This is a genomic window from Variovorax sp. P4_D9, assembly GCF_056401695.1.
Genome location: NZ_JBFUIU010000247.1, coordinates 1 through 11,628, shown reverse-complemented (window position 1 = coordinate 11,628; position 11,628 = coordinate 1). Strand labels below are relative to the sequence as shown.

Here is an 11,628-nt window from a genome sequence, read left to right as displayed (position 1 = left end):
CTACTGGCAAGCCGGAGGCGCCCAGCCGAAGGGACGCGGCGCAGACATCGTCGGCACCCTCGAGACCGTGCTGAAGCGCAACCGCACGCACCCCGGCGCCATCCACCTGTACATCCATGCGGTGGAGGCGTCCACCCAGCCGGAGCGCGCGCTGCCCTATGCCAAGCGGCTGGGTGCGCTGGTGCCCGGCGCCGGCCACCTGGTGCACATGCCCGCGCACATCTACTACCGCGTGGGCATGTACCGCGAGTCGCTGGACGCCAATCTGCGCGCGATCCAGGTCGACGAGGCCTACTTCAAGACCTCCCCGTCTGACCCGCTGTACAAGGCCGCCTACTACCCGCACAACATTCATTTCGTGATGGTGTCGGCGCAGATGGGCGGCGACGCGAAGACGGCGATCGATGCGGCCTCGAAGCTCGACGCATCGGTACCGGCCGAGCTGGTGAAGATGTTTCCGATCCTGCAGCCGATCAAGGCGGCGCACTACACGACCCGTGCGCAGTTCAGCGACGCCGACACGATCCTCCAGCTTCCGGCCCCGCCCGAGGAGGTGGTACTGGTGTCGACCATGTACCACTACGCGCGCGCCGTCGCCTTCGCGGCGCGCAAGGACAAAGCGGGCGCGCAAAAGGAAATCGACGCCATCACCGCGATCGAGCGCGGGGCCGACTTCAAGCCTTTCGAGCCCTGGGGGCTGCCGGCCAAGGAGATCGTGCGCACCGCGGCTCTGGTCGCCACCGGGCGCCTGGCCGACGCCACGGGAGACCTGGACGGTGCGGCCAAGGCCTACACCGAAGCCATCGCCATCGAGGACGCGCTCACCTACACGGAGCCGCCCTACTGGTACTACCCGGTGCGGCAATCGCTGGGCTCGGTGCTGCTGCGCCAGGGCAAGCTCAACGAAGCGGAGCAGGCGTTCAGGGCTTCACTGGTACGCGTCCGCAACAACGGCTGGGCCCTGGCCGGGCTGGCCGAAGTCGAGCGCAGGAAGGGTGACGCCCGCGCGGCGCAGGCCGCCAGCGAGGCTTACCGTCGCGCCTGGTTCGGCCCCAAGGACGGGCCCGATCTGGCGCGGCTCTGAGCTGCCGGCGCTTGCCGCGTCGGCGTGTATTCGGCATGTATCCGTGCGGTATCGCCAAGGCAATGACCCTGCACACGCGGGCGCGGCGGCCTAGACTGCGGGTCATGGCTGTCACGGAACGCCGTCTTCGCTCGACCGACACCCCGGCGTGGACCGACGCTGCCGAAGCAATGTATCGCGCCGCCCAGGCCGTGGCCGGCGCCAACGGCCCCGGCACCATGGCCGCGCTGGTGCAGGAGCTGGCGCAGATCCTGCGCGTGGCGACCGTGTTCGTGGCGGTCTTCACCAACAGCTCGCGCCGCACGCTGCGCACGTTGGCAGCCGTGCTCGATGGCCAGCCGATGAGCAACTTCGATTACCCGCTGCAGGGCTCGCCCTGCGAGAAGGTGGTCGGCCGTGCCTATCGCTTCGTCGCCCAGGGCGTCGCGGCGGAGTTGATCCCCGGCACCGTGTTCGCGGAAACGGGATTCGATTCGTACGCGGCATTCCCGCTCAACGACGCCGACGGCAGACCGCTCGGACTGCTGGTCGCGATGGACCGCAAGCCGATGGCCAACGCCACGCTGGCCGAGGCGCTGCTGAAGATTTTCGCCAGCCGCATCATCGCCGAGGTCGAGCGCAGCAGTGCTGACGAAGCGCTTCGCGCGGCGGCGCTGGCCGTGTCCGCGGCCAGCGGCGAGTCGGTGTTCGTCGAATTGGCGCGCTATCTTGCGATGATCCTGCAGGTCGAGATGGCGTTCATCTCGCGCCACCGGCCCGACGACGGCGATACCCTGCACATGCTGGCGATCGTCAGCGATGGCGAGGTCCGGCGCGGCCATCGCTACCCCGTAAAGGGCACGCCCTGCGAGCATGTGCTCGGCCAGCAGTTCCGCGCCTATCCGTCAAAACTGGGCGAACTGTTCGTGCTGGACGAGGACGTTCGGCTGCTGGATGCCGAGAGCTATGCCGGCCTGCCGCTGAACGATGCGCAAGGCCGCCCGCTGGGCACCATCGGCATCGTCTCGCGCCGTCCGCTCGTCAACATCGAGCGCATCGAGTCGATGCTGCGCATCTTCGCCGGACGCGCCGCGGCCGAGATCGAACAGCTGGGAGCGCGCGAGGCGCTGCAGCGTTCGGAGGCCAGCTACCGTGCCATCTTCGAGGCCTCGGAGGATTCGATCTTCATCCACGACTGGGACAGCGGCGCGATCCTCGACGCCAACCCCAAGGCCTGCGCCGTCTATGGCTACAGCCGTGACGAGCTGTGCCGGTTGTCTCTGACGGACATCAGTTCGGGCGATGCCCCCTACACCGCCGAACAGGGGTTGAAGCACATGCAGCTGGCCAAGCTGGGGCGCTGCCCGCCTTTCGAGTGGCACCGGCGCAGCCGCGCAGGCGAGCTTCGCTGGGACGAGGTCTGGCTCAAGCCGGCGATGATCGGCGGCCRCCACCACATCGTGGCGTTCGCGCGCGACATTACCGAGCGCAAGGCGACGTTGGCGGCGCTGCAGGCMCAAGAACAGAAGTACCGGGCCATCTTCGACGGCAGCGTCGACTCGATGGTGCTGTGGAGCCAGGACCTGCGCACCGTCGATGTCAATCAGGCCTTCGTGCGCATGACCGGCATGACACGCGAGCAGGTGGTCGGCAGGCACTGGACGGAACGCCCGGATGCCAAGGACATGCAGCGCCTGATCGGCTTCATCGATGGGGCGCTGCAAGGGCATGAGACACAGGCCGTCGAACCGGTGTCGCGCGCCGACGGCAGCACCTTCCAAATCGAACTGCGCTATATCCCGGTGCGCCTGGCCGACACGCCCTACGTGCTGGGCGTCGGCCGCGACGTCAGCGAGCGGCTCGCGAGCGAACGAGCACTGCGCGCCAGCGAGGCCCAGTACCGCGGCATCTTCAATGCGTCGGCCGACGCGCTGGTGCTGCGCGCAGCCAACTTCAGCATCGTCGATGCCAACGCGACCTACGAGCGCATGAGCGGCTATCGCCTGGCCGAGGTGCTGGGCGTGGACCGGGTGCTGGCCAACCCGCCCGAGATCATGGCTACGATCCGCGGCCTGCACGAGCAGGCGCTGGCCGGCGAGCAGGTTCGGCTCGAAACCGAACTGGTGCGGCGCGACGGCGAGCGCTACGACCTCGAATTGCGCGGCGTCCCGATCCTGCACCACGGCGAACCCCACGTGCTGTACATCGGCCGCGACATGACCCAGAGCAAGCGTGCCGAGCGGGCCCTGCGCAACAGCGAGGAGCAGTACCGGGCGATCTTCAACGCCTCGGCCGACGGCCTGGTGGTGCGCGACGCCGACTACCGCGCGGTCGACGTGAATCCGGCCTACCTGCGCATGAGCGGCTTCACGCGCGAGGAGGTGCTGAGCGCGACCCGGGTGCTGACGCAGCCCGATGCGGCGCTCCAGCAACGCCATCGGGCCCAGCACGCCGATATCCTGGCCGGCCGGCCGGTGCGCTTCGAAGCGCCGGGTGTGCGCAAGGACGGCAGCCCCTTCTACCTCGAGGTCAGCGGCATGCCAGTGACCTACCGCGGCGAGCCGCATGTGCTGTATGCGGCGCGCGACATCACCGAGCGAAAGGCCGCCGAGGGCGAACGCGCACGTCTCGAGGCGCAACTGCGGCAGGCACAGAAGATGGAGGCCATCGGCCAGCTCACCGGCGGCATTGCGCACGACTTCAACAACATCCTGACCAGCGTCATCGGCTACCTGGTGCTCGGCCAGGAGCATGCCGAACGCCTGGGCGACGCCAGGCTCCAGCGCCAGCTGAACCAGGCGCACATCGCCGCACAAAGGGCGCGCGAGCTGATCGCGCAGATGCTGGCCTTCGCGCGGCGCCAGCGGGGCCAGCGCCGAACCCTGGCATTGGGCCCGCTGGTCGGCCAGACCCTGCAACTGCTGCGCGCCACGCTGCCGTCTTCGGTATCGCTGGACTTCGTCACGCCTCCCTCGGCCGGCGGCGACGACATGAACGTGACCGTCGACGCCGTCCATCTCGAACAGGTCCTGTTCAACCTGTGCATCAATGCCCGTGACGCGATCACCGGCTCGGGCTGGATCCGCGTGCGTCTGGGCCGCAATGGCGGCGGTGGAACCTGCGCGTCGTGCCGCGCCCCGGTCGATGCCGGCCGCTGGGTCGAGTTGAGCGTGGCCGACAGCGGCTGCGGCATCGCGCCGGACCTGATCGACCGCATCTTCGAACCCTTCACCTCCAGCAAGGAGGTCGGCCGCGGCTCGGGCATGGGCCTGGCGATGGTGCACGGCATCGTGCATGACCACGGCGGCCACGTGCTGGTGGAAACTTCGCCGGACGTCGGCTCGGTGTTTCGCGTGCTGCTGCCGCCGGCCAGCGACGCGGCGGCCGACGCGCCCGATATGCCGGCCGTCGCCACAGCGGCCGGCGAAGCGCTCTGCGCACGCGTGATGGTCGTCGACGACGAGGCCATGGTGGGCGACTTCATGGTCGAGCTGCTGTCCGGCTGGGGCATCGAGGTGGTGCTGCACCGCAGCCCGCTGCAGGCACTGGCATGGCTGGAGGACAAGGGCCAGGCGCTCGACCTGCTGATCACCGACCAGACCATGCCGCAACTCGACGGCCTGCAGCTGGCGCGGCGCGCGGCCGCGCTGCGCCCGGGCCTGCCGGTCTTGCTGTACACCGGCAACGCCGACGGCGTCGACGAGGCCGAAGCAAAACGCAACGGCGTTTGCGGCGTGCTGCGCAAGCCGATCGACAACGAGTCGCTGCACGCATTGATGAAGTCGTGCCTGCACAGGGCGGGCGGCGGCACCGCTCCAAGCCGCTGAGCCGGTGCCTGCGGATACCGGCGCGATACAAAGGCGCAGCGCCTCGACACGCGAGCAATACCAAGGCCTCCCAGACTTCGTTTCACGCCGCCAGCGCGACCGGACGCTGCGCGGTGCACCCCGTCTCCATCCGGCCGCACCTTCGAGGAGAACAGTTCCATGGTTGACTTTCACACCACCCAAGGCGGTAAGGTCGGCATCGCCGACGAGCCCATCGCGGCGCTGCGCGCGGCGCTGCGCGGCAGCCTTCTCATGCCGGCCGACGCCGGCTACGACGTGTCGCGCACGCTGTGGAACGGCATGGTCGACCGCCGGCCGACGGCGATCGTGCGCGCCGCCGGCGCCGCCGACGTGATTCAGGGCGTGAACTTCGCGCGAACGCACCAGCTGCTGCTGGCGGTGAAGGGCGGCGGCCACAACATCGCCGGCAAGGCGGCCTGCGATGGCGGCCTGATGATCGACCTGTCGGCGATGAAGTCGGTGCGCGTCGACCCGGCGGCCAAGCTGGCGCGCGTCGAGCCCGGGGCGCTGCTGTCCGACTTCGATCGCGAGACGCAGGCTTTCGGCCTGTCCACGCCCACCGGCATTAATTCGACCACCGGCATGGCCGGGCTCACGCTCGGCGGCGGCTTCGGTTGGCAAAGCCGCAAGCGCGGGCTTACCATCGACAACCTCAACGCCGTCGACGTGGTGCTTGCCTCCGGCGAGTTGGTGCAGGCGACCGCGACGAAGAACCCCGATCTGTTCTGGGCGGTGCGTGGCGGCGGCGGCAATTTCGGCGTCGTGACCTCCTTCGAGTACCGGCTGCATCCGCTGGGTCCCGAGGTCCTGGCCGGGCTGATCGTCTATCCGCTCGAACAGGCGAAGCAGGTGTTCGAAGGCTATCGAAACTTCACCGCGGCGGCGACCGACGAGATGACCGCCTGGATGGTGCTGCGCAAGGCGCCGCCGCTGCCCTTCCTGCCGCAGGAGGTGCATGGCAAGGAAGTGGTCGTCATCGCCTTCTGCTGGATCGGCGAGCTGGCTCGGGGAGAAGAGCTCGCCCGGCCGCTGCACAGCTTCGGCACGCCGGCCGGCGCGCATGTCGGGCCGATGCCCTTCGCCGGCTGGCAGACTGCCTTCGACCCCCTGCTGCAACCGGGTGCACGCAACTACTGGAAGTCGCATGACTTCAAGTCGCTGAACGCCGATGTCGAGCGCATCCTGTGCGACGCCACTGCACGTCTGCCGAGCGACGAGTGCGAGGCGTTCATCGGCCAGCTGGGCGGGCAGATCAACCGGTCGGCGGTTGGCGACACGGCCTACCCGCATCGCGATGCCGAGTTCGTCRTCAACGTCCACACCCGCTGGCGTGACGCCGCAGACGACCGCAAGTGCATCGACTGGGCGCGCGCGCTGTTTGATGCGCTGGCGCCGCATGCCACCGGAGGCGTCTACGTGAACTTCATGCCGGAGGACGAGATGCAGCGCGTGGCGGCCGGCGCCTATGGGCCCAACTACGCGCGGCTGGCCGCGCTGAAGGCCAAGTACGACCCGGCCAACCTGTTCAGCCAGAACCAGAACATTCGGCCGGAAGCCTGAGCCGTCGGGGAGCGGGCGGGCAGCGTTTCGGGCACACCGGGGTGTGCCCGATTCTCTGGCTAGCTTCTGCGTCATGAACTTCCAAATCAGACGCGCAGCGGAAAAGGATGCACTGGCCGTGAGCTCGCTCATCGCGCCGCGTATGCGAAGTGAGTCCCGGTGATCGGGCGAGAGCCGCTCCCGATGACTGCCGACTACGAGGCGGCTTTAAGGAAACACCTGATCGATCTGCTGGAGGTCGACGGGATGCTCGCGGCCCTGGTCGCGCCGCGATTCAAGGGGCTTCGGCTCTTCACAAACAAGTTGTTCGATTCGAACGTCGACTTGTATCTGCGACACGGGTTTGCCGTCGATCGCGAGGAACCATTCATGCGCGGCATCACCGTCTACACGAGCAAGTCGCTCGCGGGGACAAATACATCAATATCCGCACGAGCAACTTCTTGAGAAAGGCGAACGGTCGTTGCCGTTCGCCTTCTCAGACTGGACTTCAGTGGCTGCCTACCGCCATCTGCATCTCGGGCTGCCGAGGCATGGCGTAGGCCAGCGGCTCCAGCGCGTTCTCGATGCGCGTGCGTTGCGCCTCGTCGAGCATCGGGAACAACACCTTCTGGAAGCGCGGCGCAGTCACGCCCGAGACGATGTACTGCCAGCGGTAGGCCTTCAGCACCGTGTCGTGGATCTGCGCCTGCTGCGCGTCGCTGAAAGGCGTGCCGGCGATGGTGCAGAAGTAGCGCGCGTCGGCCGTGGCCTGCGCCTGCAGGATGCCGTCGACCGCGCCGACCAGCGCGATCAGGTCGTCGACCCCGGCATCGCGTTCGGCGGTGCCGACCCTTGCGTTCTCCGCGACGAACTCGATCTCGTCGAGGATCGCGTGCTGCGACTCCTCGCGCCAGTGGAACAGGAAGACGTCCTTCCACAGTGCCGACGCGTTGTCGTCGGGTTCAATGCTGGCACGGTAGTGCGCCAGCGTGAACAGCTCGATGTCCAGCGTCAGCGCCAGCACCGCCCAGGTGCGCTTGCCCAGCACGGCCCGCGCCACCGCATTCGGCTCGGCGGTCATGACGTAGCCGGCAGGCATGTCGGCGGCCATCATCTCTTCCAGCCGGCGGAACAGCGCCTGGTGCTTGATCTCCTCGTCGGTCATGCGCACTAGGGCTTCCAGCGCCACCTGGTCGCCGAAGACGTGCTCGCGGCTCAGGTCCATGACCTTCGACGAGATGAAGCGCTCGGCCAGCCCGAAGATGTAGGCATAGGTGCGGCCCTGCACCTGGCTCAGCAGCCGCTCGTCGGCCGGGCTCAGGAACCCGATCTCGTGGACCAGCGACAGGCCTTTGGGCAGGAAGGTCTTGCCGTAGTCGAACTGGCGGCCGCGAATCACGTCGCGCTCGATTTCCCAGCGCACGCGCTTGGACACCTCGATGACCTTCGCATAGCGGTCGGTGTTGATGGATATGGACATTCTCATGCTCCTTTGCTGATTGCAGTGACAAGGCCGCGCCTTGCAGAAAGTCGGGCCATTGGCCCCCTTGCCGGCCCGGCGCCGCTCTGGCGCAATGGGGTCACGGCATGACAGTGAGTCTGGACAGCGCTGGTATCCGGCGTGCATCCGGTGATCGCGGCTGTGTCGCCGTTGTGTAGCGCCAGCGCGATGCGTTCGCGCAGGCTTTCGTTGTACGGGCTTTGCGGCCGGCTCGCGATGCGTTCGCGCAGCAGTTGCCGGGCCAGGGCCGACTGGTGGCTGCGCAACGCCGCTTCCAGCCAGGTCAGGTGCAGGAGATCGCACTGCGCGCGGCTGCCGCCGTCGGCGGCGATGCGCTCGCGCAGGAGGTCCGTCCGGCCCCACTGCAGGTCGCCGAACTGCGCCACGCGCAACGCCAGGGTGTCCTTCGGGTCGCGCTCGGCGATCTCGCCGTACAGGCGCAGCGAACGCTTCATGTCCTTGTCCAGCCAGGCCTGCGCGGCGGCGAGATGGGCGCGTTCGCGCTCGCCGGCCCGCGCGAGATGCAGCCGCGCCGTCCGCAAGGTTTCGCCCAGTGCCGGCAGCGCGTCGTCGCGGCAGGCCATGACCAGGCCGGCCGCACGCAGGCAGTGCGCAGCGACGAAGTCGGGCCGGGCGCTCAGCACCCTCACAATGACGGCCTGCGGGTCGCCCTGCCCGGCGTGCAACAGATCGAGCGCCTCGCGGCAGGCCTCGGCGGCGGCGGCGTCGTCGAATTCGGTGACGGTTTGCTGTGCGCGTTGCATGGTGGGCTCCTCGTGATGCCGACCACTTTGCGAGGCGCTGGTATCCGGCGTGCAACAGCCCGACGCGCTTGTGTAGCCGTTGCGTAGCGACCGGCGAGGCGCTGTCGGCGCTGGCCCCGACCCTGGCCGGAAGCACTGTTGCAAACCCGAGGCCTCGGCGCAAAATCGCGGCCATGGACACGATCTCGCGACTGCTCATCGTGGACGACGATCCCTCGGTGCGCGCGATGTTGCGCGAGTACCTCGAAGACCATGCCTTCAGCGTGGCCGAGGCCGGCAGCGGCTCGCAGATGCGCGAATGCATCGAGCGCGAACTGCCCGACGCCGTACTGCTGGACATCCGCCTGCCCGGCGAGGATGGCTTAAGCCTGGCCAAGTACCTCCGGGAGCGCTACGACCTGGGCATCATCATGGTCACTGCGTCGGGCGACGTGATCGACCGTGTCGTCGGCCTGGAGATCGGGGCCGACGACTACATTGCCAAGCCCTTCGACCCGCGCGAGCTGCTGGCGCGGGTCAAGAGCGTGCTGCGCCGGCTGCAGGCCAAGCCGCCAGCAGAGGCTGCGCCGACGGCCGCGCCCAAAGGCGTGCGCCAGCGCTTCGGCCGCTGCGAGCTGGATATCGACGCCCGCCGCCTGTTCGAAGCCACCGGCGCCGAAGTGGCAATGACGGCCATGGAATACGAGCTGCTGCGGGTCTTCCTGGCGAATCCGAACCGCGTGCTGTCGCGCGATCAGTTGCTGATGCACACGCGCAACCGGGAGTGGGAGCCCTTCGACCGTTCGATCGACATCCGCATCGGCCGCCTGCGCCGCAAGATCGAGCCCGAGCCCGCGGGCGAGCCGCGCTGCATCCGCACGGTGCGCAATGCCGGCTATATGTACGTGCCGCAAGCCTGAATCGGCAACGAGGCCTGCCCGGCCCGCAGTCGAAACCCGGCGCCTTCGCATCGACGAGGACCGCATCATGAAGCTCCTGCTGGTCCCGCAGCTGGCTTTCGCGGCAGTCCTGGCGGCCATCGCCGCGGACGCCGGCGCGCAAGGCCCGCAGGAGGTCCAGGCGGTCTACGCGATCAATCGCCAGGCGGTGGAGTTGCTGGACCAGGGCCGCTACGACGAAGCGATTACGACCGCGAGACGCGCGGTGCAGCAGGCCGAAACCCGGCTGGGCAAGGACCACCCGGGACTCGCTGCAGCGCTCACCAACCTTGGGCAGGCCTATCTCGACGGCGGGCAATACGCCGAAGCGGAGGCGCCCCTGCGCCGCGCCGTCGACATCGGCCGAGACAGCTGGGGGATCGGCCCGGCCGACATGGGCGCCTTGCTCAACAACCTGGGCTTGTTCTACGCCAAGGTGAATCGGCTCGACGACGCCGAGCGCCTGTACAGGCAGGCCCTCGGGCTCGGCGACGGTGTCGGCACGCCGCATCTGTTCGTCGCCGCCTGGCTCAACAATCTGGYCGGCCTCTACATCCGAGAAGGACGCTTTCAGGATGCCTGGTCCCTGGCCGGAAGAGCATGGTGCTGCTGCCGGAGCGGTCCAGCCGCGATCCCGCGATCGCGGAGACTTTCAGCCTGATGGCATCGCTGAAGGCGCGAGAGGGCCAGTACGGCGACGCGCAACGGTTCCTCGAATGGGCACGGGAGATCCGGCAGGGGGCGTTCGGCGACAGCCATCCGCTCACGGCCACCTCGCTGCACAACCTCGGCGTGATGTTCGAGCAACAGGGCGAGCACCAGAAGGCGAGCTCGAACAGATCGAAGCCGGCTTCCGCCTGACCGGGGCGCGCCGATGAGCTGGCCGTCTTTGCTTGCCGCCATCACCGCGCTAGCGCTGGCGGTCTGGACCGCCTGCTATCTGCTCGGCTCGCCGCTCGACGCGGCCGAGACGGCCGTGGTGGTCGGCCTGTGCGCCGTGATCGCGTACGGGATGCGCGCAGCGATCCGGCGCTTGCGCAAGGCGCCGGACCCTGCGCCTGCTGCACCCAAGGTCCGAAAAAGAGGCCACCCGAGATGACGGGTACACCGAGCGCGCTGTTCCTGGCTCACGTCGTGGCCATGGGACTTGCCTGCGCCGCCGCGCAGGCGCAAGAACAGCCCCTGGTCTGCAGCGTTGACCCGCCGGTCGCAACCGTCGGAGAAACCGCGGCGCTGCAGGCATGGACGAGCGCCGGCGACGTGGCTTGGCGGGTTTCGGACGGCACCCTCGAGGGGTCCGGCAGCCAGCGGGTCTGGCGGCTTCCCGATCGCACCGGCCGTGTCACCGCCGGCGCCTCAAGCGCGGGCCTTGCGCCCTGCGCGCTCGCCGTGTTCGTCGTCAGCGAAACGCGCGCCGCCGGCGGGCGGGAAACCGGAACCTCGTTTCTCGTTCGAGGACAGGCGGAGCCCCCGGGCTACGGCCTGTACAGCTACTTCCTGCTTGGCGCGCCCCCCGACGACCCGGCGCGCGAACGGGTGCTGAAAGCCATCGATGCCTTTCTCAAGCTGACCCCGGCGCTGGCGGGTTTGGAGGCGCTGTTCGAGCGCGGCGAGCTGAACGCCAACCAGATGCCGGTGGACGCGCCGGCACCGGAAAAGCCCAGCGCGCAATGGATCCTCGAGCACTACGACTACGCACGCGCACGCGCGATCCTCGCCCGCGTCGACGGCACGCTGCGCAAGGGCCCCTACCTCGTCTCGGTGCTCGAGCCGGCCGGCTCGCGCGGCCGCATGCCCGAGCCCCTGCTGCTGCAGGACCTGTCGGCGGTGCCTGCGCATCTGGTGGGCGACTGGTATCGCCTGTGCCTCGACCAGGCCTCGCAGGAGCACTTCTGGGAAAGCGCGAAGCTGGAGGCCGTCGCGGTGCGGATGCGCACCATCATCGGCGTGCTGGCGCTCGGCCTGCCCGAGGTGCAGGGCGCCGTGAAGCAAT

At 68.5% G+C, this 11,628-nt stretch carries 11 protein-coding genes; 9 read left to right on the top strand and 2 right to left on the bottom strand.

Annotation, left to right across the window (positions count from 1 at the left end):
• From AC1DY5_RS24665 to AC1DY5_RS24650, 4 genes are all read left to right on the top strand, one after another.
• A partial coding sequence (locus AC1DY5_RS24665; protein ID WP_478115627.1) for a tetratricopeptide repeat protein occupies positions 1 to 1,084 on the top strand: 1,084 nt, incomplete at its 5' end.
• Between the two features lie 104 nt (positions 1,085 to 1,188).
• Positions 1,189 to 4,890 carry a PAS domain-containing hybrid sensor histidine kinase/response regulator gene (locus AC1DY5_RS24660; protein ID WP_478115626.1) on the top strand — a complete coding sequence of 1,234 codons (3,702 nt, stop codon included), beginning with the start codon at positions 1,189 to 1,191 and terminating at the stop codon, positions 4,888 to 4,890.
• A gap of 159 nt (positions 4,891 to 5,049) precedes the next feature.
• Positions 5,050 to 6,471: an FAD-binding oxidoreductase gene (locus tag AC1DY5_RS24655; RefSeq protein WP_478115625.1), complete on the top strand. Its 1,422-nt coding sequence runs from the start codon at positions 5,050 to 5,052 to the stop codon at positions 6,469 to 6,471.
• Positions 6,472 to 6,654: 183 nt separating this feature from the next.
• On the top strand, positions 6,655 to 6,918 hold the full coding sequence (locus AC1DY5_RS24650) for a hypothetical protein (RefSeq protein WP_478115624.1): 264 nt from the start codon (positions 6,655 to 6,657) through the stop codon (positions 6,916 to 6,918).
• 43 nt (positions 6,919 to 6,961) lie between these two features.
• Here the strand turns inward: AC1DY5_RS24650 and AC1DY5_RS24645 are convergent, their stop codons facing one another.
• Both AC1DY5_RS24645 and AC1DY5_RS24640 read right to left on the bottom strand, forming a co-directional pair.
• Positions 6,962 to 7,933 (bottom strand): hypothetical protein, encoded by a 972-nt coding sequence (locus tag AC1DY5_RS24645; RefSeq protein WP_478115622.1) that lies wholly within the window; start codon positions 7,931 to 7,933, stop codon positions 6,962 to 6,964.
• A 2-nt stretch (positions 7,934 to 7,935) separates the two neighbouring features.
• Positions 7,936 to 8,718, bottom strand: coding sequence for a hypothetical protein (locus AC1DY5_RS24640; protein WP_478115621.1), 783 nt, complete (start codon positions 8,716 to 8,718; stop codon positions 7,936 to 7,938).
• Positions 8,719 to 8,891: 173 nt separating this feature from the next.
• Here AC1DY5_RS24640 and AC1DY5_RS24635 point away from each other — a divergent pair, with 173 nt between their 5' ends.
• From AC1DY5_RS24635 to AC1DY5_RS24615, 5 genes are all read left to right on the top strand, one after another.
• Positions 8,892 to 9,617, top strand: a complete 726-nt coding sequence (locus AC1DY5_RS24635; RefSeq protein WP_478115620.1) for a response regulator — start codon at positions 8,892 to 8,894, stop codon at positions 9,615 to 9,617.
• 67 nt (positions 9,618 to 9,684) lie between these two features.
• Positions 9,685 to 10,296 carry a tetratricopeptide repeat protein gene (locus tag AC1DY5_RS24630; RefSeq protein ID WP_478115619.1) on the top strand — a complete coding sequence of 204 codons (612 nt, stop codon included), beginning with the start codon at positions 9,685 to 9,687 and terminating at the stop codon, positions 10,294 to 10,296.
• Entirely contained in the window at positions 10,236 to 10,496 is a 261-nt protein-coding gene (locus AC1DY5_RS24625; RefSeq protein ID WP_478115618.1) for a tetratricopeptide repeat protein, read from the top strand. The genes AC1DY5_RS24630 and AC1DY5_RS24625 overlap by 61 nt, the downstream gene beginning before the upstream one ends.
• Before the next feature lie 13 nt (positions 10,497 to 10,509).
• Positions 10,510 to 10,734, top strand: a complete 225-nt coding sequence (locus AC1DY5_RS24620; RefSeq protein WP_478115616.1) for a hypothetical protein — start codon at positions 10,510 to 10,512, stop codon at positions 10,732 to 10,734.
• The coding region (locus tag AC1DY5_RS24615; RefSeq protein ID WP_478115614.1) for a hypothetical protein at positions 10,731 to 11,628 on the top strand (898 nt) is incomplete at its 3' end. The genes AC1DY5_RS24620 and AC1DY5_RS24615, both read left to right, overlap by 4 nt.

Excerpts from the sequence above, each read along its gene's own strand:
- AC1DY5_RS24650 (WP_478115624.1), top strand. The coding sequence starts at position 6,655 with ATGACTGCCGACTACGAGGCGGCTTTAAGGAAACACCTGATCGATCTG.
- AC1DY5_RS24645 (WP_478115622.1), bottom strand. The coding sequence starts at position 7,933 with ATGTCCATATCCATCAACACCGACCGCTATGCGAAGGTCATCGAGGTG.
- AC1DY5_RS24640 (WP_478115621.1), bottom strand. The coding sequence starts at position 8,718 with ATGCAACGCGCACAGCAAACCGTCACCGAATTCGACGACGCCGCCGCC.
- AC1DY5_RS24635 (WP_478115620.1), top strand. The coding sequence starts at position 8,892 with ATGGACACGATCTCGCGACTGCTCATCGTGGACGACGATCCCTCGGTG.
- AC1DY5_RS24625 (WP_478115618.1), top strand. The coding sequence starts at position 10,236 with ATGGTGCTGCTGCCGGAGCGGTCCAGCCGCGATCCCGCGATCGCGGAG.
- AC1DY5_RS24620 (WP_478115616.1), top strand. The coding sequence starts at position 10,510 with ATGAGCTGGCCGTCTTTGCTTGCCGCCATCACCGCGCTAGCGCTGGCG.